The 22,968-nt window shown below is 73.8% G+C and carries 18 protein-coding genes; 9 read left to right on the top strand and 9 right to left on the bottom strand.

Annotated features, from left to right (window positions below):
- The first annotated feature begins 74 nt into the window (after positions 1-74).
- On the top strand, positions 75-551 hold the full coding sequence (locus tag ACF073_RS12595; RefSeq protein WP_392069112.1) for a DUF1203 domain-containing protein: 477 nt from the start codon (positions 75-77) through the stop codon (positions 549-551).
- Between the two features lie 104 nt (positions 552-655).
- Here ACF073_RS12595 and ACF073_RS12600 read toward each other — a convergent pair whose 3' ends face one another.
- Together ACF073_RS12600 and ACF073_RS12605 are read right to left on the bottom strand one after the other, a co-directional pair.
- The gene (locus tag ACF073_RS12600; protein ID WP_392069114.1) at positions 656-904 is read right to left on the bottom strand and encodes a hypothetical protein; all 249 of its coding nucleotides are present in this window, start codon (positions 902-904) and stop codon (positions 656-658) included.
- Between the two features lie 208 nt (positions 905-1,112).
- On the bottom strand, positions 1,113-2,084 hold the full coding sequence (locus ACF073_RS12605; protein WP_392069116.1) for a LysR family transcriptional regulator: 972 nt from the start codon (positions 2,082-2,084) through the stop codon (positions 1,113-1,115).
- Between the two features lie 90 nt (positions 2,085-2,174).
- Between ACF073_RS12605 and ACF073_RS12610 the strand changes: the two genes are divergently transcribed.
- Positions 2,175-3,347: an MFS transporter gene (locus ACF073_RS12610; RefSeq protein ID WP_392069118.1), complete on the top strand. Its 1,173-nt coding sequence runs from the start codon at positions 2,175-2,177 to the stop codon at positions 3,345-3,347.
- 23 nt (positions 3,348-3,370) lie between these two features.
- Here the strand turns inward: ACF073_RS12610 and ACF073_RS12615 are convergent, their stop codons facing one another.
- On the bottom strand, positions 3,371-4,390 hold the full coding sequence (locus ACF073_RS12615; RefSeq protein WP_392069120.1) for an aspartate-semialdehyde dehydrogenase: 1,020 nt from the start codon (positions 4,388-4,390) through the stop codon (positions 3,371-3,373).
- 329 nt (positions 4,391-4,719) lie between these two features.
- Here ACF073_RS12615 and ACF073_RS12620 point away from each other — a divergent pair, with 329 nt between their 5' ends.
- On the top strand, positions 4,720-5,283 hold the full coding sequence (locus ACF073_RS12620; RefSeq protein WP_392069970.1) for an RNA polymerase sigma factor: 564 nt from the start codon (positions 4,720-4,722) through the stop codon (positions 5,281-5,283).
- A 1-nt stretch (position 5,284) separates the two neighbouring features.
- Positions 5,285-6,376 (top strand): hypothetical protein, encoded by a 1,092-nt coding sequence (locus ACF073_RS12625; protein WP_392069122.1) that lies wholly within the window; start codon positions 5,285-5,287, stop codon positions 6,374-6,376.
- 87 nt (positions 6,377-6,463) lie between these two features.
- Here ACF073_RS12625 and ACF073_RS12630 read toward each other — a convergent pair whose 3' ends face one another.
- A complete protein-coding gene (locus tag ACF073_RS12630; protein ID WP_392069124.1) occupies positions 6,464-9,769 on the bottom strand; it encodes a S8 family serine peptidase in 3,306 nt (1,101 codons plus the stop codon).
- Positions 9,770-9,934: 165 nt separating this feature from the next.
- Positions 9,935-10,477, bottom strand: coding sequence for a CGNR zinc finger domain-containing protein (locus ACF073_RS12635; protein ID WP_392069126.1), 543 nt, complete (start codon positions 10,475-10,477; stop codon positions 9,935-9,937).
- A 207-nt stretch (positions 10,478-10,684) separates the two neighbouring features.
- On the opposite strand from ACF073_RS12635, the gene ACF073_RS12640 reads away from it, so the two are divergent.
- The 4 genes from ACF073_RS12640 to ACF073_RS12655 all read left to right on the top strand — a co-directional run bounded on the left by ACF073_RS12640 (position 10,685) and on the right by ACF073_RS12655 (position 15,703).
- Entirely contained in the window at positions 10,685-11,167 is a 483-nt protein-coding gene (locus ACF073_RS12640) for an NUDIX hydrolase (protein WP_392069128.1), read from the top strand.
- 200 nt (positions 11,168-11,367) lie between these two features.
- The gene (locus ACF073_RS12645; RefSeq protein ID WP_392069130.1) at positions 11,368-13,131 is read left to right on the top strand and encodes a TIGR03767 family metallophosphoesterase; all 1,764 of its coding nucleotides are present in this window, start codon (positions 11,368-11,370) and stop codon (positions 13,129-13,131) included.
- Positions 13,132-13,228: 97 nt separating this feature from the next.
- Positions 13,229-14,368: a serine hydrolase domain-containing protein gene (locus tag ACF073_RS12650; protein WP_392069132.1), complete on the top strand. Its 1,140-nt coding sequence runs from the start codon at positions 13,229-13,231 to the stop codon at positions 14,366-14,368.
- 141 nt (positions 14,369-14,509) lie between these two features.
- Positions 14,510-15,703, top strand: coding sequence for a glycosyltransferase (locus ACF073_RS12655; RefSeq protein WP_392069972.1), 1,194 nt, complete (start codon positions 14,510-14,512; stop codon positions 15,701-15,703).
- 66 nt (positions 15,704-15,769) lie between these two features.
- Here the strand turns inward: ACF073_RS12655 and ACF073_RS12660 are convergent, their stop codons facing one another.
- From ACF073_RS12660 to pepN, 3 genes are all read right to left on the bottom strand, one after another.
- Positions 15,770-16,582, bottom strand: a complete 813-nt coding sequence (locus tag ACF073_RS12660) for an SGNH/GDSL hydrolase family protein (protein ID WP_392069134.1) — start codon at positions 16,580-16,582, stop codon at positions 15,770-15,772.
- 288 nt (positions 16,583-16,870) lie between these two features.
- A complete protein-coding gene (locus tag ACF073_RS12665; protein WP_392069136.1) occupies positions 16,871-17,920 on the bottom strand; it encodes a hypothetical protein in 1,050 nt (349 codons plus the stop codon).
- A gap of 207 nt (positions 17,921-18,127) precedes the next feature.
- On the bottom strand, positions 18,128-20,710 hold the full coding sequence (gene pepN, locus ACF073_RS12670; protein WP_392069138.1) for an aminopeptidase N: 2,583 nt from the start codon (positions 20,708-20,710) through the stop codon (positions 18,128-18,130).
- A gap of 140 nt (positions 20,711-20,850) precedes the next feature.
- On the opposite strand from pepN, the gene ACF073_RS12675 reads away from it, so the two are divergent.
- Entirely contained in the window at positions 20,851-21,513 is a 663-nt protein-coding gene (locus tag ACF073_RS12675; protein ID WP_392069140.1) for a DsbA family protein, read from the top strand.
- 20 nt (positions 21,514-21,533) lie between these two features.
- On the opposite strand, the gene ACF073_RS12680 is transcribed toward ACF073_RS12675, so the two are convergent.
- Positions 21,534-22,964 (bottom strand): FGGY family carbohydrate kinase, encoded by a 1,431-nt coding sequence (locus ACF073_RS12680; protein ID WP_392069142.1) that lies wholly within the window; start codon positions 22,962-22,964, stop codon positions 21,534-21,536.
- Positions 22,965-22,968 lie beyond the last annotated feature (4 nt).

The raw sequence follows: 22,968 nt of genomic DNA on the forward strand, positions 1-22,968 counted from the left end.
TCCATGGGAGCCGCACGGAAGGCGATGTCCGTATCCCGCCGGTGGCCGCGGCGGGGCGGCGGGACGCTGGACGCATGACGGCACACCTCGCACGCCCCATCGCCCCCGCGGTCCTGAAGGAGCTGCGCACCGCCGACGACGCGGGCCGCGCCCCGGCTCCGTTCACCGACACGGAGGGCGGTGCCCCGCTGCGCTGCTGCCTGCGCCGCAGCGTCCCCGGCGAGCGGATCGCGCTCGTCTCGTACGCGCCGCTGCGCCGCTGGGCGGCCGAGACCGGCGCCGACCCGGGCGCCTACGACGAGCAGGGCCCCGTCTTCGTCCACGCCGGGGAGTGCCCCGGCCCGGACGGCGACGACCTGCCCTTCACCCGGGCCCACCGCACGCTGCGCCGCTACTCGGCGGACGGCCGTATCCTCGGCGGCCGGCTCGTGACCGGCGAGGACGGCTTCCGGCCCGCCCTCGCGGAGGCGTTCGGCGACCCCGAGGTGGCGCTGGTGCACGTGCGGGCCGTGGAGTACGGGTGCTTCCTGTACGAGGTGCGCCGGCCCTAGCGCGGGGTCCCGGGGAAGGCGGGGCCGCGCAAGCCGACGCCGGACGGGTGGGGACCCGTCCGGCGCAGGCGTGGCGGAATCGAATCAGCGGTCCGCTCGCGTGGTCAGCCCACCACGATCACCACGACACCGGTGCCGAAGTAGCCGTTGCCGTAGCCGAAGCCGTTGCCGAAGAAGCCGCCCCGGCCGAAGTTGTTGCAGCCGCCCCATCCGTAGCCGCAGCCGCGGTTGGTGGTGACCTGGTCGGGAGTAGCTGCCGAGGCCGTACCCGCCGTGCTGATGGCGGCGCCGCCGGCCAGGAGGACGCCGGCCGCGGATACCGCGAAGAGACGCCTCACGCGCTGTGCTTTCATGGGCCTTCCTTCCTTCCACGCCCTCGCAGGGGGTTTCCGGTACGGGGGCGATGGCCGCTACCGCGGTGCGGACGGACGCTGCGCGGTCGTCAGGTGTCGCCGCGGAGGTCGGGGAGCCGGTCCACGTGCCACCCGGGCTGTCGGCCCGGTGGACGGGACACTCGCCGACGGCGGGCACACGGTCCGATCGCGGCCCTCCTCCAACAAGCTAGTCGCCCGCCGTCGGCTCGGCATCTCGGACGGACGCGCCCGCGCGTCCGCCGCGCTGCCGCCCCGGGGCGCCTGGCGGGCGGGCGCCGTCCCCTTCCCGCGCCGCCCGCGTCCGCGCGAGCACCCGGGCGAACTCCCGTACCGTCTCCGTCTCCGCCTCCCGGTGCCAGACCAGGCCAAGCGCGGAGTCGGGCAGGCCCTCCACGGGGACGTAGGCGATGTCGTCGCGGGGGTGGCAGGCGGCCGTGGGGCGGCACAGCAGCAGCGCGCCCCGGCCGGCGGCGGCCAGCGTCAGCGCCTCCTGGAGGGTGCCGGCCACCGGTCCCGCCGGCGAGCCGGGGGCGCGCGCGGCCCGCCAGTACGACGGCGCGGGCGGGGCCGCCCCGATCAGCGGCACGGCCGACACCTCCGCCGCGCCGACCCGGTCCCGGCCGGCGAAGGGATGCGTGCGCGAGACCGCCACCGTCTGCCGCACCCGGCTGAAGACCGGGCCGAGCACCAGGTCCGGCTCGTCCACCGGCAGCAGCACCACCGCCACGTCCACCGCGCCCCGCCGGACCGCCCCGAACGGATCCCCGTACGGGATCTCCACCAGGTCCACGCTCCGGGCCGGTTCCGCCGCCTCGAAGGCCGCGACCGCCGCCACCAGCCCCGCGTCCGCCGCCCCCTGGAACCCCAGCCGCAGCGGCCCCGCCCCGCCCCGGGCCACCGCCCGCGCGTCCGCGACCGCCGCGCGCACCGCCCCGTACGCCGGCCGCAGCCGCTCGAGGAACCGCTCGCCGAGCGGGGTCAGCGCCACCCGGCGGCTCGAACGGTGCACCAGCCGGGCGCCGACCCGGCGCTCCAGCGCGGCCGTCAGCTGGCTCACCCGGCTCTGCGAGACGAACAGCCGCTCCCCGGTCCGCCCGAAGTGCAGTTCCTCCGCGAGCACCAGAAAGCACTCCAACTCCCGCAGCTCCAGCCCGGACACACGGCCTCCCCGACGTCGATCACTCCCGCTCATGCAAGGGTGAGGACATCGCCGTTGTTCCCCCGGCCGGTCCGCAACAGGCTGTCGGGCATGGCCTCCACGCAGCTCACCCCGCCCGAGACGGCTTCCTGGACGGGCGTATCCGCCCTCGCCGCCGCCACCTTCGCCGTCGTCACCACGGAGATGCTCCCCGTCGGGCTGCTCACCTCGCTCGCCCGCGCGCTGCACGTGTCCGACGGCACCGCGGGCCTCGCCCTCACCCTGCCCGGCCTCGTCGCCGCGCTCGCCGCCCCGCTGCTGCCGGTCGCCGTGCGCCGCGCCGACCGCCGTACCGTGCTGTGCGCGCTGCTGCTCCTGCTCGCCGCCGCCGACCTGGTCACCGCCTTCGCCCCCGTCTTCCCGGTGCTGCTGGCGGCCCGGCTGCTGGTCGGGGTGTGCATCGGCGGGGTGTGGGCGGTGGCCGCGGGGCTCGGCCCACGGCTGGTGCCGGGTCCGGGCGGCGGCCGGGCCACCGCGCTGGTCTTCAGCGGCATCGCCGTCGCCTCGGTGCTCGGCGTGCCCGCCGGGACCTTCCTCGGCGCGCTCGCCGGCTGGCGCTGGGCGTTCGCCGGGACGGCCGGCATCGCGCTCCTGGTGGCGGTCGCCCTCGCCGTCGTCCTGCCGCCGCTGCCCGCCCGGGGCGCCGTCCGCCTCGGCACGTTCCCGCGGCTGCTGCGCGTCCCGCGCGTCCGGTGGCGGCTGGTCACCGTCACCCTGCTGGTCACCGGGCACTTCGCCGCCTACACCTATGTCCGGCCCGTCCTGGAGCGGACGCCGGACACCGGCTCCGGCCTGGTGAGCGCCCTGCTGTTCGGCTACGGCCTCGCCGGTGTCGCCGGGAACTTCGCGGGCGGCGCGCTCGCGGCCCGCGATCCGCGCCGCGCCCTGCGGCTGGTCTCCGGTGTCCTCGGCGCCGCCGTCCTGCTCCTGGCCCCGGCCACCGGTTCCGCGGCCGTGGCGGGCGCGCTGCTCCTGGTGTGGGGACTGGCGTACGGCGGGGTGTCCGTGTCCGCGCAGCGGGCCCTCGCCGCCGCCGCGCCCGAGGCACCGGAGGCGGTGTCCGCGCTGTTCGCCGGGGTGTTCAACGCCGCCATCGCGCTGGGCGCCCTCGCGGGCGGGCGGCTCGCGGACGGGCTGGGGCCGGGTGCCGTCCTGGTCACGGGCGCGCTGCTCGCGCTGCTCGCGGCGGCCGTGGAGACGGCGGGGGCGGCCACGCGCGCGTGAGCGCCCCCTGCCGTACGGGTGCCTTACCTGGCCGACAGCTCCGCCGCCACCAGCTCCGCGATCTGCACCGCGTTCAGCGCGGCGCCCTTGCGGAGGTTGTCGTTGGAGATGAACAGGGAGAGGCCGTTGTCCACCGTCTCGTCCCGGCGGATCCGGCCGACGTACGACGGGTCCTGCCCCGCCGCCTGCAGCGGGGTCGGGATCTCGGACAGGGCGACGCCGGGGGCGCCCGCCAGCAGCTCGGTGGCGCGCTCCGGGGAGATCGGGCGCGCGAAGCGGGCGTTGACCTGGAGGGAGTGGCCGGAGAAGACCGGGACGCGCACACAGGTGCCGGAGACCTTCAGGGCCGGGATCTCCAGGATCTTGCGGGACTCGTTGCGCAGCTTCTGCTCCTCGTCGGTCTCGTTGAGACCGTCGTCGACGAGGTTGCCGGCGAGGGGCACCACGTTGAAGGCGATGGTGCGCTGGTAGACCTGCGGCTCGGGGAAGTCGACCGCCGAGCCGTCGTGGGTCAGCTTGTCGGCCTCGGCGGCCACCTTCTGCACCTGGCCGTGCAGTTCGGCCACGCCCGCGAGACCCGAGCCGGACACCGCCTGATAGGTGGCGACGACCAGCGCCTCGAGACCGGCCTCCTCGTGCAGCGGCCTGAGGACCGGCATCGCGGCCATCGTGGTGCAGTTCGGGTTGGCGATGATGCCCTTGGGGCGGTCCGCGATCGCGTGCGGGTTCACCTCGGAGACCACAAGCGGGACCTCGGGGTCCTTGCGCCAGGCGGAGGAGTTGTCGATCACGACGGCGCCCTGGGAGGCGACCTTTTCGGCCAGCGCCCTGGAGGTCGCGCCGCCCGCGGAGAAGATCACGATGTCCAGGCCGGTGTAGTCGGCGACCGCCGCGTCCTCCACCGTCACGCCGTCCAGCACGGTCCCGGCGGAACGGGCCGAGGCGAACAGGCGCAGCTCGGTGACCGGGAAGTTCCGCTCCACGAGGATCCTGCGCATGACCGTGCCGACCTGACCGGTGGCTCCGACGATTCCGACCCTCACAGCGACTCCCTCTATATGTCTCTTGCCTGACCGGGGCGTTTCCATCATGCGGCCGACCCCGGCCCACCTGTCCAATTCTTTGCCGCGCGTGCCCGAGGTGTGGGACACGGCCACCCGGCGGGCGGTTCCACATGTCCGTCGGACACCTCGCTGAGCTGCAGAAATTCCCTCGGCCTCGGGGCCGCACCGGAAGCTGTGCTGTCCCGCCCCTGCCCGTCGGGACCCCGGCCATACGAGGGTGTGACGTACGCCTCGGCGGCGGCCGGCGGCCTGCCGAACGTTTCGGCCCGCCGGGGCGTCGTAGGGGCAAAAGCGTGAGGGGGTGGCTTGTGCTGCGCGGAAGGACGCGCCGCGACCAGGTGGCGGTCGCCGCCGGTGCGGACGCCGCCGGTGCGGACCGCACCGGCGGCGATCCGCTGGACGCGGCCCAGGAACGCCGGGTGCGGGCGGTGCTCGCGCTCGGCGGTGTCCCGCAGTCGGACCTGCCGGACGGGGTGCAGCAGGTCAGGCTGCGGTTGCTGGAGCGGGCCGCGAGCGGACACGAGCCGCCGCGCGACGTGTCGGCGTGGGCGGCGGTGGTCGCCTCCAACCTGGCCATGGACTGGCATCGGGCCAAGCGGCGCCAGGAGCGGCTGGGGGAGCGGCTGTCCGGGCTGCGCGCGCTCGCGCACCCCTCCGGCGAGGAGACCAGCGTGCTGTCCCTCGCCGTCGCCCGGGGCCTCGACGGGCTGCCGGCCGCCCAGCGGCAGGTGGTCGTGCTGCGCTTCTTCGCCGACCTGCCGGTGCGGGACATCGCCGAGGAGCTGGGCATCCCGGAGGGCACGGTCAAGAGCAGGCTGCACACGGCGGTCCGCGCACTGCGCGACCGGCTGCACGAGGACGAGGTGGTGTGACATGACCGCCGAACACGAGGACGCGCGGGACGCCGGGAACGCCGCGAACGCCGGGCGGGACGGGGAGAACGGGGAGACAGGGACCGGCGAGTACGGCGAGTACGGCCCGCACCGGGAGTACGACGGCATGGACGCCCTGATGGCCGCGATCACCGGTGACCCGCTGCCGGCGCAGGCCCGCAGGGACCCCGCCTTCCTCGCCGGACACCGGGCGGCCGAGGCCGATGTGGCACTGCTGCGGGACCGGCTCGCCTGGCTCGCGGAGGCGCTGACGGGGGAGCCGCTGACCGGCGCGGAGACCGCCGGGCGCGAGAGCGGCGGACCGGAGGCGGCGCGGCGGGACACGGCCGGCGAGGGGACGGCGGGCAAGGGTACGGCGGGCAAGGGGGCGGCCGGGAGCGAGGCGTCCGGGGGCGCGGTGTACGGGGAAGGGGTGACCGGGGACGGGGCGACGGGGGGCGTGGACGGACCGGGCGGCGCCGGGCCGGCCGGGTCAGCCGCCCGGCGCCCCCGGAGCCGTACCCGGCCCGCCGGACCGGGCCGTCCGCCGCGGCCCGGGCGGCCGTCCGGGCGCCGCCGGGCGCTGCGGATCGCGCTCGGCTCGCTCGCCGGCGCCGCGGCCTTCTCGCTGGCCCTGGGCCTCGGCTTGCTGGTGACGCGGTCCGGGGGCGGGATCTCCGGGGACAGCGCCGGGTCGGCCAAGAGCGCCGCCGACGGCGCGAAGGAGGCCACCGGGGCGGCCGGGCGGCCGGCGGACCCGGAACGCGAGCTGGCCTGTTCCCGGCTGGTCGTGGAGGGCACCGTGGCCCGGGTCGAGCCGCTGCCGGACTCCCGCGCGAGCCGGGTGACGCTCACCGTGAGCCGCTCCTTCAAGCCCGCGCACGGCCCCGCCGAGGTCGGCTTCCTGCTGGAGCCGGACGTGGAACCGGCGCCGCGCGCCGGACAGCACGTGCTCGTCCGGGTCGCCCGGGGCGAGCGGTACGCGAGCCTGTGGGCCGTGGGAGACAGCCGGGTGGCCGCCGAGCGCGGCTGGATCACCGAGGCCGTGCCCGGGTCCCGGGACACGGCCTGCCCCGCCGACGACGGGCCCTGAGCCGGCCCGGGGCCGGCCCACAGCGCGTGACGCGCCGAGGGGCGGGCGTCCTGCCGGACGCCCGCCCCTCCTGTGCGCGTCACCCCGTTACGGGGTGACCTTCCCGATCTGCACGCTGCCGGTGCCCGCGACCGTGCCGCGCGCGTTCAGCAGCTGCACCCGGCCGAAGAACTCACGGCCGGCCGGAGCCTCGGCGGCGGCCGTGACCTGGCCGGTCACCGTCGCCGAGTCGCCCGTGCCGAGCTTGACCGGGGCCGAGTCGCCGACCGTGACGGAACCGAGCGCGGAGGAGAAGAACACGTCCCGGTAGTCGTAGTCGGTCGAGCCGGTCGGGACCGAGTAGCCCACGACCTTGACGGTGTAGGTCCCGGCGGCCGGGGACGGCACGGAGACCGCCTCCTCCGCGTCGCCGTCGGCGGACTGCGCGACCTGCTTGCCGCTCGCGTCGTACACCGTCAGGTCCAGGTCGGCCGCCGCGTCCGAGACGCCCCCGATGGCGACGTCGAGCGAGGTCGCGCCGGCCGGGACGTCCACCGTGGTGGTCTGCGTCTCGCCCTGCTTGATCGCCGGGCGGGTCGTCTTGGAGGAGCCGAGCGGGCCGCCGGCCAGCGTGGCGTCAAGGGCGGCGAACTTGTTGGTCACCTTCCAGGAGGCGGCGACCGGCGTGCCGACCCTGGCCTCGGGGACGGTCACGGTCTCCGGGTCGAACGCGGCACCGAGGACGGCCGCGTCGAGCCGGTAGGGGTTGTCGAGCAGCGGCGAGGTGCGCCGGGACTCGACCTCGACCTCCCAGACGCCGGGCTGCGGGTCGGCGTACGCGCGCACGTCGGGCTTGCAGCCGTTGCCGTCCAGGTAGTTGGGGTAGCAGTACGGGGTGCCGGTGTTGTCGACCGGGGTGCCGTACGGGTGGATGGCGATGAACCGGGTCTGGCTCTTGTCCTTCAGGCCGCCGATGGCGACCTCGAGGGACTTGGCGCCCTCGGGCACGGTCAGGAAGTACGAGCGGGTGCTGTTGCGCTGCACCGATCCGGAGACCGACCAGGTGTGCCGCACCGGCGAGGCGACCACCACGGTGGACAGGACCTGCTTGTCGACGCCCTCCGTCCTCGGGTCGTCGACCTCCAGGATCGCGCTCTTGAGGCCGGCGGACTCAGGGGCGGCCTGGACCTTGACGGTCACCGGCTGGTTCAGCGGCAGCCGCACCACGTCGTCGCCGAGGATCCGGAAGGTGTGCCCGGCGTTGTTCTCGAAGTGCAGCTCGTGCCGGAGGGCCTTGTCGGGGCCCGAGGTACGGGTGATCGTCACGTCGTACGTCTTCTTCTGGCCCGCCTTCAGGCCGCCCTCGCGGTCGTACAGGCCGGTGCCGAAGCCCGGGGTCTTCAGGGCGTCGTCGATCGCGGTGTCGACCGGCGCCTTGACGGTGTAGTCGTGCGCCGAGGCGCCGTCCTTGATCGACTCCCACGCGTCCGGGATGTTGATGAGGCCCGCGCCCTCCTCGTACGCCTGCACGCCCTTGATGTGGTCGGCGGTGGAGGTCAGGGCCGTGCGCAGGGTGGCGGGCGTCAGGTCGACGCCCTTCTGCTTCGCGGCGCTCAGCAGCAGCGCGCTCGCGCCCGCGGCCTGCGGGGAGGCCATCGAGGTGCCCTGGAGCATCGAGTAGCCGGCCGGCAGCGCGTAGCCCGCCTCGGCGACGGGGGAGCCGGGCAGCCAGGTCTGGGTGGTGTTGATCGCGGCGCCGGGGGCGCTCAGGGTCGGGGTGAAGCCGCCGTCCTCGCGCGGGCCGCGTGAGGAGAACGGCATCATCGCGTACTTCGTGCTGACGTCCGAGCCGTAGTTGGCGGCCCAGGTCGCCTTCGAGATGGTCGCGCCGACCGAGATCACCTTGTCCGCGAGGCCGGGGTCGCCGATCGTGTTCGCGCCCGGGCCGGAGTTGCCGGCGGAGATCACCAGCTGGACGCCGTAGGTGTCGATGAGCCGGGTGTACAGCTCGGCGCGCGCGTTGTTGCCGTCGTTCAGCGCCGGCAGGCCGCCGATCGACATGTTGACGATGTCGACACCGCGGTTGGTGACGAGGTCGATCATGCCCTCGGTGAGGGCGACATTGGTGCAGCCGCCGGTCCAGGTGCAGGCCCGGGAGGAGACGATCTTCGCGCCGGGGGCGGCGCCGTTCATCTTGCCGCCGAACAGGCCGTTGGCGGCGGTGATGCCGGCGACATGGGTGCCGTGCTCGGACTCGATGACACCGATGTTGACGAAGTCGGCCTTCTTGCCGACCCAGTCGCCGCCGTACGGGTCGGTGGGCACGTCCTTGCGGATCTGGACGACGAACGGCTGCCGCTCGGAGACGTCGGTCTTCGGGTCGTCGGTGCCGAAGTACCCGACCTGGTGCTCGTCCTTGTACGGCTTCATCGGCGTGTCGTCGGTGAAGTCCTGGTTGTTGTTCAGGTCGACGCGGACGGTGCCGGCGGCGGGGTCGTAGAGGATGCCCCAGGCGTCGGTGGTGTCGCCGTCCCGGTTCGCGTCGCCCTTGGCGTCGCCGCCGGCCGTGGCGTTCTCGCGGAACAGGCTGATCTGGTAGTCGCCCGCCGGCGCCTTCCAGTCCGCGCCGCCGTAGCTGAACGACGGGCCGCTGACCGGGTTGGTCATCCGGCGCCAGGTGCCGTCGCTGTCGAGGATCGGGTCCGTCGCGGTGACCCAGTCGACGATCTTGCGCTCGCCGGTGGTGGTCTTCTGCAGCGCCGGGTGGCCGAGGTCGACGCCGGAGTCGAGGATGCCGATGGTGACCCCGCGGCCGTCCGCCTTCGGGTGCTCCTGGACGAAGTCGACGGCACCGGTCTCGAAGGAGGGGTTGTACGGGTTCTCCGCCGGGGTGTTCTTCCCCGGGGCGGGCCGGCCCTCGGTCGCCGTACGGGCCTTGGCGGCGGTGTCGGCGCTCGGCGTCGGGTCGTCGAGCGGGATCTCCTGCCTGAGGTCGATGGCGTGCACCGAGGAGAGGCCCGCCGCGGCCTTGATGGCCGCGTCCGCCTCGCCGGTGGGCACGGTGGCGCGGACGTAGCCGACCTTGTCGTAGCTGCGGCCCACGGAGCCGCCCTTGACCGCGTCCAGCTTCTGGGCGACCTGCTCGGTCTGTCCCGGAGCGGTCGCGATCATCATCGTGACGGTCTTGGCGCCGTCGGCCTTGGCCTCGGCGAGGGCGTCGGCGTCGTCCGGACCCAGCTTCTCGGGGGCGGACTTGACGCCGGGGTCGGCGGCCGGGGCGGTGGGAGCGCCGGCGGCTAGGGCCAGGGGTACCGGGCCCGCCGCGGAGAGGGCGGCCACCACGCCCACGGCCACGGCTATGCGGGCCAGGCGTCTCGGACCGGGTATGGATTCACGCTCGGGGGTGTGGGTCATCGGCATCCCTCAGGTAAAGGAACGAGCGGACGAGAGCGCTCAGCCTTACCGAAGGGCCCTGCGTTTGGGGTCCGTTGACCTAATCGAGATGAACGTGTGGGGAAAACCCGCGATGGGATTTGACCGGATCGGCTGCTGATAGCCCGATATTGGTCGGCTATTTGGTCAGTTCTCCTTCGAACGCGCGTAATGGCGGGACGCCTTGGCGCGGTTGCCGCACGCGGCCATCGAGCACCAGCGGCGGGTGCCGTTCCGCGAGGTGTCGAAGAAGTGCAGGACGCAGCCGCCGCCGGCGCAGTGGCGGATCCGCTCTGGGGCCCGGGTGAGCAGGTCCAGGTAGTTCCGGGCGGCGAGCCAGGCCGGGGCCCAGGCGGGGTCGGCGAACTCGGGCTCCTCGGCGGGGCCCGCCGCGGTCAGTCGGGCACGGATGCGCCCGTTCGCCAGTACGGCGTCCACGAGCGGCGCCGCCTGCTCCGGCGGGCCGTCCAGCGCGGCCCGGAGCGCCTCGCGCGCGGTGCGCAGACGGTGCAGCACCTCCGCGTCGGCCGGGTGGTCCCCGGCCAGCCCGTTGCCCGCCAGCCACGCCGCGAGTCCCTCGGTGTCCGCGAGCAGGTCCCGGGCGGCGCCCTCCTCGTTCCACCGGGTGTTGACCAGGTCGAGCGCGAGGGGCTCGCCGGTGAGCGGGCGGGGATCGCGGGCGGTGGACATGGGCACTCCTCCTTGGCTAACCGCTCAAGCGTACGTGAACGGTTGACTCTGTCGAGTCTAACCCCTTACAGTGGTCTGAGACGGTTAGATGTGATCGGGGTGGCGACCGCTCCACCCCGCCGAGGCCCGCCGCACCCCGTCCGCCGCACCCCGCGCCGCTCCGCTCCGGAGTACCCGCGGGGCGATCCGGCCCGCTAACGTCAGGGAATGCGCCGGAAGTTGAGGGTGGCGGCCTACGCCGTGTGCGTCCGTGACGGACGTGTCCTGCTCGCCCGTTCACCGGGCCCCGACGGCACACCCGAGTGGGTGCTGCCCGGCGGCGGCATGGAGCACGGCGAGGACCCGTACGACACCGTCCGCCGCGAGGTCACCGAGGAGACCGGCTACCGGATCGAGGTCACCGGCCTCCTCGGTATCGACTCCAGCCGCCGTGTCGCCCCCGGCGGGCGCCCGCGCCGCCGCACCGACCACCACGGGGTGCGCATCCTGTACGCGGGCGAGGTGGTCGGCGGCGAGCTCCGCCACGAGGTCGGCGGTTCGACCGACTTCGCCGCCTGGCAGGATCTGGCCGACGTGCCCGGACTCACCCGCGTGCGGCTGGTCGACACCGCCCTGCGGCTGTGGCGCGAACGACCGCCCCGCGGACGCCTGGAGGACCATCCCCTACCCCGTCAGATGAACGAGGAGTGACCGGTCACCGGCCACCCGCAATCCACTCCGTGACCGCATCCGGTACCCCGTGATCCACGTACGGTGATCGGCGCTGCGCGTTGCCGCCGCGTTCACGCGCAGGTCATCCCCACTGCCAACGATCCACAGTGAGCGGGACGTTCGCGTCCGCGACGGCCCGCGACCACTGCCGACGCGTTCGCACCCGGGGAGATCGCGCCATGTCGCGCATACGCTCTGTCGCCGCCTCCGCTCTGGGGGTCAACCGCCGTACCGTCCTCGCCGCGGCCGGAGCCGTCTCGCTCTCCGCGGGCGTCGGCTACGCCCTGCGCCCCACCGAGAGCCAGGCCGCCACCGCGTCCGCCGGGGAGGCCGAGGCGCCGGTCGCCCACTCCCGGCAGGCCGCCGCGACCAGCCCGCTGGCGCCCTACACCAAGGGCACCACCGTCGCCTCCGTCGCCGCCCCCCGCAACAGCTCCGGCTACCGCCGCCTCGGCGACGGGCCCGGCTGGAAACGGGTCGTGCGCGGCGAGCTGGCGGCGCCCAAGTCCGGCCGGGCCGGCCGCCGCACCACCCTCGCCGCGTTCGTGCAGTTCACCGACCTGCACCTGATGGACGTCCAGCACCCGCTGCGCCTGGAGTACCTGCGCTCCCACGATGTGCACGCCTGGCGCCCGCACGAGGCGCTCACCGTGCCCGGCGCCGTATCCCTCGTGGAGCGGGTCAACGCGCTGCGCGGCGCCCCCGTCACCGGCGCCCCGCTGCACTTCGTGATGACCACCGGCGACAACACCGACAACAACGCCCACTCCGAGCTGGAGTGGTTCATGAAGGTGATGAGCGGCGGCCGGATCACCCCCAACTCCGGTGACCCCAAGCATTACGAGGGCGTCCAGAACAGCGGTCTGAAGCAGTACTGGCAGCCCGGCTCCAGCGCCCGCGACAACGACAAGGCGCTCGGCTTCCCCTACCTCAAGGGCTTCCTGGCCGCTGCGATCCGCGAGGTGCGCAGCCCCGGCCTGAAGCTGCCCTGGTACTCCACCGTCGGCAACCACGACGCGCTCCCGCTCGGCTGCTACGGCTCCCACGGCGACCGGTACCTCGCCGAGGCGGCCATCAGCGGCAAGAAGCTGATGAGCGTCACCGCCGCCGACGCCAAGAAGCTCCAGGACACCATCAAGAACGCCAAGGACCCCAAGGCCACCGGCTACCGGGACTTCCTCAAGGCCCACGCCCGCTCGATGCGCTCGGTCACCGCGGACGAGAAGCGGGCCCCGTACACCCGGTCCGACTACCTGAAGGCCCATCTGGACCCGGCCTACCAGGGCGTCGGCCCGGCCGGCCACGGCTACTCCTCGGCGAACCTGGACGCGGGCACCCAGTACTACGCCTTCCGCGTCTCCGACGACGTCATCGGCATCAGCCTCGACACCACCGACGCGGGCGGCCACTACGAGGGCTCCCTCGGCACCGCCCAGCTGAAGTGGCTCGACAAGACGCTGAAGGACAACAAGGACTCCTACGCCGTCGTCTTCAGCCACCACACCAGCAAGACCATGACCAACACCCGCCCCGACCCGGCCCGCCCCACCGAGAAGCGGCACGGCGGCGCCGACGTGATCTCCGTCCTCTCCGCCCACCCCAACGTCCTGGCCTGGGTGAACGGGCACATCCACAAGAACGTCATCACCCCCCACAAGGCGTCAGGCGCGCGCTCCTTCTGGGAGATCTCCACCGCCTCGCACGTCGACCACCCCCAGCTCGCCCGGGTCATCGAGCTGACCGACAACAAGGACGGCACCGTCTCCCTGTTCACCACCCTGATCGAGTCGGCCGCCCCGCACCGCACCGACTACGCCGACCTCTCCCAGACCGGCCTCGCCGCGCTCTACCGCGAGCTGTCCTACAACGCCCCCGGCGCCAACAAGGCCCTCGCCGGCACCACCGCCGACCGGAACACCGAGCTGGTGCTGAAGAAGGGCTGAAACTCACCCAACCGGCCCACACCGAGGCAACCTTCGCGCAGCACCCCCGGGTCCCCTTCCCCGACCGCACCGCCCATCACACAGGTCTGGGGAAGACATGCGCGTACGCACGACTCTGCTGGGCACCACCGTCCTGCTCCTTACGGCCGCCCTCGCGGCCCCGGCCGTGGCCGCCCCCGCACAGCACAGAGGGGGCGGCCACGCCGGGACCCGGGAGGCGATCGACGCGGCGGTCGCGGCCGGCGTGCCCGGCGTGACCGTCACCGCGAAGGACGCCCGCGGCACCTGGTCGGCGACCGCGGGCGTCGGCGACCTGCGCACCGGCGAACCCCGCTCGACGGCCGACCGCTACCGCGTCGGCAGCATCACCAAGACCTTCGTCTCCACCGTCCTGCTCCAGCTGGAGGCGGAGGGCAGGCTCTCCCTGGACGACACGGTCGACACCTGGCTGCCCGGCGTCGTCAGGGGCCACGGGCACGACGGCCGCCACATCACCGTCCGCCAGCTCATGAACCACACCAGCGGCATCTACAACTACACGTCGGACGAGGACTTCGCCCGCGCCTACTTCCTCAAGGACGGCTTCGACCGGCACCGCTACGACACCCGTACCCCGGCCGAACTGGTCGCGGTCGCGATGCGGCACGAGCCGGACTTCGCGCCGGGCACGTCCTGGAACTACTCCAACACCAACTACGTCCTGGCGGGCATGGTGATCGAGAAGGTGACCGGCCGCCCCTACGCCGCCGAGATCCGGCGCCGCGTCATCGAGCCCCTGCGCCTGACCGCCACCTCCTTGCCCGGCACTAAGGTCACCCTCCCGCGGCCCGCCAGTCGCGCCTACTCCAAACTCGCCGAGACCGCGACGGGCCCCTCGTACGACGTCACGAATCTCAACCCGTCCATCGCCTCCGCCGCCGGGGAAATGATCTCGAATTCCGCGGATCTTGATCGCTTCTACAGTGCCCTGCTGAGCGGGAAGCTCCTTCCCGCGCGGCAACTGAAGGAAATGAAGAACACGGTGGCGATTCCCGGCGCCCCGAACGTCCGCTATGGCCTCGGTCTCATCGATACCACGCTGACCTGCGGTGTCCACGTCTGGGGCCATGACGGCGGCATCCACGGATCGGCGTCCTCGGCGGTGACGACGACGGACGGCCGGCATTCCGTGGCGCTGAATTTCAACGGGGACTGGGCGGGCGACACGGGGTCCGTGATCGAAAAGGAATTCTGTTAGGCAGCGTTTCATTCGCGTAGTTCCGCGTTAACCCGTACGCAATGTCCGTACCGCCTCATATCGGCTAACCCGATGTCCACGGGGATGGCTCGATCTCTATGCAAGGCGGGTGGTCGTGTGCGTACGAGGCACGGACTGCGTGTGCTGTCGGTCTACGAGGGTTTCTTCTCCGGGGGAGCCCGGATCGTGCACTCCGACGTCGTACGGGGACTGGCCGAGGGCGGCCAGTCCCACCAGGTGCTCAGCATCCATGGCGAGGTCCACCGCGAGGCCACCAGGCAGCGCATGGAGGACGACGCCTGCTACCGGGCGCTGACCGCCGGCGGCGTCGGGGTCACCTCGCTCGGCCGCACCGCCGGCCTGGTGGACGGCCGGGTGGCGGCGCATGTTTTCAGCGGCCCGGAGCTGGCCGAAACTGCTCGGTCCATGGCCGCCGCGGACGTGATCCTCTCGCTGAAGGAGCAGCCGCTCGCCCTGCTGAACCAGGCCGGGCTGCCCCGCCGCCCGGTCGTGGTCTGCCTGCACCGCTCCGACCCGGAGAACCAGGGGCCCGCCCTGGACGAGCTGAAGGCCGCCATCGCCGACGGCACCGTCGCGGCCTGCGTCTGCTGCGCCGAGTCCACGCGGGCCGCCTACGAGGCCGCCGGCGTCCCGGGCGAGCTGCTGCACGTCATCCCCAACGGGGTGGACCTGCTCCGCTTCCGCCCGGACCCGGCGGCCCGGCAGGCGTTCCGGGCGTCCCTCGGCATCCCGGCCACGGCCCCCGTGATCGTCTTCGCGGCCCGCTACGCCGCGATGAAGAACGTCCCGCTCCTCCTCCGGGCCGCCCGCGCCTGGCTCGCCCGCGAGCCCGCGGGACACGTCCTGATGTGCGGCGCGGGCATGGACGACACCAACCCCGCCCTGTGGGCCGACACCGAGATGGCGTTCGGCGCCGACCGGCACCTCGCGGAGCGGGTCCGTCCGCTCGGCGTCCGCCGCGACATGGAGACCGTCTACGCCGCCGCCGATGTCGTCGCCCTCACCTCCGTCTCCGGGGAGGCGGCGCCGCTGTGCCTGATCGAGGGCATGATGTGCGGCGCCGTCCCGGTGACGACGGACGTGGGCGACAGCGCGGAGCTGGTCCGCGGCCTCGGCTTCGTGACCCCGCGGGACCCGGAGGCCGTGGCCCGGGCCTGGACGGCGGCCGCGGCCGGCCGCGCCGGCCTCGCCCCGGCGCTCGCGGCGAGCCGCGAGCGCTTCAGCCGGACCCGCATGATCGCGGCGTACGCCGCGCTCCTCGACGGCGTGCACACCCGGGCCGCGCCGCTGCCGCCGCTGGCCGAGCCGCTGTAGCGACGGCGGCCGGGACGGGACGCGCCCTCCGGACCGGCCTCCGTCCCGCCGCGGCGGCGCCGCGGCTCACAGGGCGCGGTCGAGCGCCGGAAGGTAGCCGAGGGACTGTCCCGGTGCCGTCGGGTGGTACGACTCGGTGATCGCCAGCACGTCCACGCCGTGCAGCCACGGTGTGGACGAGCAGATCTCGTGCCCGGTGAAGGCGCCGGTGACGTCGGCGAAGGCGAAGCCGTGGGCCGCGGCGCGCTGGGCGATCACCTGGTTGAGATGGTCCACGGCGGAGTTGAGCGAGGCGCGCTCGTCCTCCGGGAGGCCCAGCGAACAGCGGCCGCCGAGGTGGTAGAGGTGCGGGTAGCCCAGCACCACGACGCGGGCGGCGGGCGCCCGGTCCCGGATGACCGAGTAGAGCCGGTCGAGGTTGCGGCTGAGGGTCCCGTCCATGGCGGAGCGCGCCCGGGAGACGGCGGACGTGCACCGGGAGGTGCCGCCGATGGCGCAGGTCGTCATGACGGTGGCGAAGCCCGAGTCCGTGCCGCCGACGGTGAGGGAGACCAGGCGGGTGCGGGCGCCGAGCGGGCCGAGCTGTTCGGAGAGCACCTCGCCGGTACCGGCCCCGTTGCACGCGACGAAGCTGAAGGACGACTGCGCGTGGGCCTCGGCCCACAGCACGGGGTAGGCCCGGCTGCTGCGCTTGCAGTTCTTGCCGGAGGAGGGCAGGTAGTCGCCCGCCCCGGCACCCGAGGAGTAGGAGTCGCCGAGGGCCACATAGCCGGCTGCCGCGGTCCGGGGCGCCACCTGTGCCGTCGCGGGATCGACGAAGGCGCAGGCGGCGGTGAGGAGCAGGGAGCAACCGGCCGCGGCTATTCGGGACTTTCTCATGAGTCTCCTGTACCGCGGCCCGCGCGGCGCCGCCCGCGGCGGGCGGCCGTTGCGGTGAGCCCTCACCCGGACGGCGCAGCAAAACAGGAGAACCGGCCGGACGGCGGTACGCGCGGCACGGCACCCCGTACGGGGAGGGCACGGCACCCGTACGGGGACCGGCACGGCACCCGTACGAGGAGGGGCCACCGGTCCGGTCCGGTGGCCCCTCCTCTCCCCTCCTGACGGCCTCCTGGCCCCCTCCTGACGGCCGTCCCCGTGGCCTGCCGGCGCGGTCCGGGTCCGTCACTACCGGGGCAGCACCACGACATAGGCGGCCGGGTCGCGGTCGCCCGACGCCATCAGTGCCGTCCGCACCACCGCCGCCTGCTGCTCAAGGGAGGCCCGGAGCTTGCGCGGCGTGATGTGCACGACCGTGATGCCGAGGCGCTCCAGGTGCTCGCGCTTGCGGGCGTACTCCGACCACAGCGCGTCATCGTCCTGCGCGTCGCCCTGGCGCGGCGCGCGCGTGTCGAGTTCGACGGCGACCGCCTGGTCGGGCCAGTAGGCGTCCACGCCGCCCAGGTGCGGTCCGCCGGGCAGCCGCAGGTCGACGTTCCAGACCGGGTCGGGCAGGCCGTGCTCGGAGACCATCCGGTACAGCCGGTCCTCGGCGATCGAGCGGCCCTCCGCGACCAGGGCGTCCACCGCGTCCACCACGTGCGGGCGGTTCAGCAGCTTCGCCTGGGTCAGTTCCCGGACCACGGCCGCCGGTTCGCAGTGGCCGTCGCGCACCGCCTCGGTCAGCAGCCGGCGCACCGCCTGGGCGTCCCGCAGCTCCGCCACCGCGTCCGCCAGCGCCCGCGGCACCGGCGCCACCGGCAGTCCGCTCACCGCCTGCGCCGCGGGCAGGGCGGCGGTGCGCAGGATGCGGACATGGCCGGTGGAGCGCAGCCGGCGCAGCCGGGGGACCAGGACGTCGACCCGGTGGACGGCGGGCAGCGGCGGGGCGGACGCGAAGCCGTACAGGGCCAGCGCGGCGAGGCCGGTGAGCACCGCCTCCGCGTACAGCGGCCGGTGGGCGCTGCCGGCCGTCGGCTGGGCCGGGACGCCGGGCTCCGTCGCGCGGGCCGCGTACAGCAGGGCGCCGTGCAGCAGTTCCTCGCCGGTGGCCGGGCCGGGGTGCAGCAGGATCACGTTCGGGAGCAGCTCCCGCCAGGGGCCGTCGGGGCGGCACTGCTCGGCGAGCTCGGCCGCGCCGACCCCGTGGGCGCGCAGCTGGGCCGCCGTCAGAACGCGGCGGCGGCCTTCGGAGAGGTGGCGGAGGGGGCGGGGGGAGAGCGGGGTGTTGTGGGTCATGGCGTCGGAATTCCCCCGCCCGGACCGGCCCGTAACCGCTGTTACACGCCCGTCGAAAAATGCGGACAAGACGGGACTAAAGGTCAGGTGTTCGGATGCCGAGTAGGCACCGAAAACCCCTGGTCCGATCGGGTGCGGACCAAGGGTTACGGCTATGTTTGCCCGAATTTCGTAACGGTCACCCGCCGGGCAAGCTCAGGCCAAAGCTCAGTGGCCGGCGGCCGCCGCGTCGCACGCCTGTCCGCGCAGCGCCCGCGCCAGGTCGTCGCGCGCCTCCAGCACCAGCCGGCGCAGCGCCGGCGGCGCGTCCGGGTGCGCCCCGAGCCAGGCGTCCGTGGCCTCCAGCGTCTCCGGGGAGTCCTGGAGGGCCGGGAACAGGCCCCGCACCACGTCCATCCCGATCTGGATCGACCGCTCGTTCCACACCCGTTCGAGCGCCGCGAAGTACTTCGGCGTGTACGGGGCGGCCAGCTCCCGCTGCGAGGGCTGGGCGAAGCCCGCGATCGTCGCCTCCACCAGCGCGTTCGACAGCGCGTCGGACTCCACCACCTGCGCCCAGGCCTGCGCCTTGACCGCCGCCGAGGGCCGCGCGGCAAGGCAGCGCACCTGGTGGCGCTTGCCGGAGGCGGTGTCGTCCCTGGCGAGTTCGGCGGCCAGCTCCTTCTCGCCGATCACGTCGTGCACGGCGAGCGGCTCCAGGAACGTCCAGCGCAGCTCCTGGTCCACCTCAAGACCCGGCAGCGTCACCGAGCCGTCCAGCAGCCCCTTCAGCAGCTCGAACGCGGCCGGCGCCGCGGCCGAGCGCGCGAAGAACCGCGCCCAGGCCAGCTGGTGCTCACTGCCCGGCTCGGCGGCGTGCAGATGGCGCGAGGAGCCCTCGGCGAGCTCCCGGGCCGCCTCCTCGCGCCGCCCGGCCGCCGTGTAGTGGACCGCCGCCGACTCCGCCCACGCGTGCAGCATCTGCAGCACGCCGATGTCCGACTCCCGCCCCGCGAACCGCAGCACCAGGCCGATGAACTCCCGCGCCGGCAGCAGCCCGTCCCGCGTCATGTTCCACAGCGCCGACCAGCACAGGGCCCGCGCCAGCGGATCGGTGATGTCGCCCAGACCGCGCCGGAGCGCCGCGAGCGAGGTCTCGTCGAAGCGCGTCTTGCAGTACGTCAGGTCGTCGTCGTTGACCAGCACCAGCTCCGGCGCCTCGGCGCCCGCCAGCTCCGCCACGACCGTGCGCGGGCCGTGCACATCCGTCTCCACGCGCGCGTACCGCTCCACCGCGCCCTCGGGCGTACGCCGGTACAGGCCCACCGCGATCCGGTGCGGACGCAGCTCCGGGTGGGACTCGGGGGCCTCCTGGACGATCGCCAGCTCGGCGATCCGGCCGCCCTCGGTGTCCAGCAGCACCTGCGGGGTCAGCGCGTTCACCCCGGCCGTCTGCAGCCAGGACCGCGACCACTGGGTCATGTCCCGGCCGCTCGTCTCGGCCAGCACCGACAGCAGGTCGCCCAGGCGCGTGTTGCCGTACGCGTGTCGCTTGAAGTAGCGCCGGGCGCCCTCCAGGAAGGCGTCCTGGCCGACGTACGCCACCAGCTGCTTGAGCACCGAGGCGCCCTTGGCGTAGGTGATGCCGTCGAAGTTCAGCTTGGCGTCCTGCAGATCGCGGATGTCCGCGGTGATCGGGTGCGTCGAGGGCAGCTGGTCCGCGCGGTACGCCCAGGCCTTGCGGCGGTTGGCGAAGGTGATCCAGGCGTCCTTGAAGCGGGTCGCGCCCACGTTCGCGAACGTGCCCATGAAGTCGGCGAAGGACTCCTTCAGCCACAGGTCGTCCCACCACACCATGGTGACCAGGTCGCCGAACCACATGTGCGCCATCTCGTGCAGGATGACGTTGGCCCGCGCCTCGTACGACGCCCGCGTCACCTTCCCGCGGAAGATGTACTCCTCGCGGAAGGTCACCAGGCCCGGGTTCTCCATCGCGCCCAGGTTGTACTCCGGCACGAACGCCTGGTCGTACTTGCCGAACGGGTACGGGTAGTCGAAGTGCTCGTGGAAGAAGTCCAGGCCCTGCTTGGTGACCAGGAAGACGTCGTCCGCGTCGAAGTGCGGGGCGAGACCCTTGCGGCACATCGCGCCGAGCGGGATCTCCAGCGTCGTGCCGTCCTCGAAGGTACGGGTGTAGGAATCGGTCACATAGTGGTACGGGCCCGCCACCACGCAGGTGATGTACGTCGAGATCGGCCTGGTCTCCGCGAACCGCCACACCCCGTCCGCCTGCTCGCCGGCGCCGTTGCTCCACACCGTCCAGCCCTCGGGCGCCCGCACCTCGAAGCGGTACGGCGCCTTCAGGTCCGGCTGCTCGAAGTTCGCGAAGACCCTGCGGGCGTCCGCCGGCTCGTACTGCGTGTACAGGTAGACCTCGCCGTCCTCCGGGTCGACGAAGCGGTGCAGGCCCTCGCCGGTGCGCGAGTAGGCGCACTGCGCGTCCACCACCAGCTCGTTCTCCGCGGCCAGGTCCTCCAGGGCGATCCGGGAGCCGTCGAACACCTCGCCCGGGTCCAGATCCCGGCCGTTGAGCGAGACCGCGGTCACGCCCGGCGCGATCAGATCGGCGAAGCTCGACGCCCCCGGCTCGTTGCAGCGGAAGCGGACGGTGGTCACCGAGCGGAAGGTGCGCGGCTCGCCGCCGCTGTCGCCGACGGCGGACCTCAGGTCCAGGGACACCTCGTACCCCTCGACGGACAGCAGGGCGGCCCGCTCGCGGGCCTCGTCGCGGGACAGATTCTCACCGGGCACGGACGGCACTCCCTTGTGATCGCGTGAATGGCGGCTGAACAGGACCGATCCTGCCATGTGCTCCTGACGGCGGGCAGCAGGGAATGCGCGCGGGGGCAGCCTCGTTGACCTTTCAAAAGATGGTTCTGCTGAGGAGCGCCATGTCCGAGACCACCACCTCGTCCGGCAAGACCCCCGTCGACTTCTGGTTCGACCCGCTGTGCCCGTGGGCCTGGATGACCTCCCGCTGGGTGCTGGAGGTGGAGAAGGTCCGCGACATCGAGGTCCGCTGGCACCTCATGAGCCTCGCCGTCCTGAACGAGGACAAGCTGGACGAACTGCCCGAGAACTACCGCGAGCTGCTCACCACCAAGGCGTGGGCGCCCGTCCGCGTGGTCGCCGCGGCCTGGCAGAAGCACGGCGACGACGTCCTCGGCCCGCTGTACACCGCGCTCGGCACCCGCATCCACAACGACGGCGAGGGCCCGACCCGGGAGGCCATCGCCGGCGCGCTCGCCGACGCCGGCCTGCCCGCCGAGCTGATCGACTACGCCGACCAGGAGGACTTCGAGTTCGACGCCGAGCTGCGCGCCTCCCACAAGGAGGGCATCGAGAAGGTCGGCCAGGAGGTCGGCACCCCGGTCATCGCGGTGCCCGGAGCCGACGGCGAGCAGGTCGCCTTCTTCGGTCCCGTCGTCACCCCCGCCCCGAAGGGCGAGGACGCCGCCAGGCTGTGGGACGGCACCATCGCCGTGGCCTCCGTGCCGGGCTTCTACGAGATCAAGCGGAGCCGCACCCAGGGCCCCGACTTCAGCAACCTGTAGTCCGCCGTGCCGGGCCCGGTTCAGCGCCGGGCCCGCTCGCGCGCCGCGGCCAGCAGCTCCAGGTGCTCGGCGAAGCCCTTGGTGTAGAACGCCGCCCGGTCCGGGTCGGGCTCCACGATCCGGGCCGGCCGGGTCCACCGGCCGGCGTCCAGCGGGACGCCGTACCGCTCGGCCGCCGCCAGCACCGCGCCCCGCGCGCCGACCTCGCCGTCCACCACCCGCAGCGGCCGGCCCAGCACATCGGCGAGCAGCCCCACCCAGGCGGGGCTGCGGGCGCCGCCGCCGCACACCGCGAGCGAACCGGTCAGGCCCGCCGCCGCCAGGCAGTGCCGGGCCGCGTAGCCGATGCCCTCGCAGGTCGCCCGGACCAGCTGGGCGGGCGTCGACTCCAGGGAGACACCGAGGAGTTCGGCCCGCAGCCCCGGCTCCACGAACGGGGCCCGCTCACCGGACGGCGCGAAGTACGGCAGCACCCGCACCCCGTGCGCGCCGGGCGGAGCCGAGACCAGCAGGCCGTCCAGCTCCTCGTGCCGGGTCCCCGTCGTGCGCAGCACCCAGTCGAGCGCCGCCGTCCCGACCATCGCCGGCATCGCCCGCAGCCAGTGCCCGGGGCGGTCGGTGGAGATGTACAGGCCCGCCGGTTCGCCGGTCAGATCCAGCTCGGTGGTGGCGACCAGGCTCGCCAGGCAGGTGCCGAGGATCAGCAGCCCGTCACCGGGCGCGGTGACGCCCGCCCCGAGCGCGCACGCGGGCAGGTCGTACGGGCCGTTCGCCAGCGGGGTGCCGGCCGGCAGGCCCTCGCCGCACGCCTCGCCCGTCGCGACCGGGTCGCCGATCGGGGGCAGCAGCCGGCGGCGGTGGGCCAGGCCCAGCAGCTCCACCACCGTGTCGTCGTAGGCCCGGGTGCGCGGGTCGAGGAACGGCATCGACGCGTCCGACACGTCCGTCACCGCCCGCTCGGCGCCGGTCAGCCGCTGGAACACCATGTCCTTGCAGAAGACGGCCGCGTCCGCCGCGTCGAGGGCCTCCGGCTCGTGCGCGTCGAGCCAGGCCAGCAGCGGCCCCGGGCAGCCCGGGAACATCGCGCTGCCGGTGCGCCGGAACACCGCCTCCACGGTGCCGTCCGCCAGCCACCGGTCCACCAGCTCATGGGCGCGGCCGTCCATCCAGGAGAGCGCCGGGCGCACCGGCCGGCCGGCCGCGTCCACCAGCCACACCCCGTCGCCCTGCCCGGTCAGCCCCGCCAGCTCCACCGGCTCGCCGGCCAGCCGCCCGGTCAGGGCCCCCAGCACGCCGCCGACGGCCGCGTACACCTCCCGCATGTCCTGCTCCACGGCACCGTGGCGCACATCGAGGCGGACCGGCCGTGCCTCCACCGCCAGCTCCCGTCCCCCGCGGTCGAAGGCCGCCGCCTTGACCAGGGACGTCCCCACGTCGATCCCGACGAACATGCCC

It is taken from the genome of Streptomyces sp. NPDC015171 (assembly GCF_043079545.1).
GTDB lineage: Bacteria > Actinomycetota > Actinomycetes > Streptomycetales > Streptomycetaceae > Streptomyces.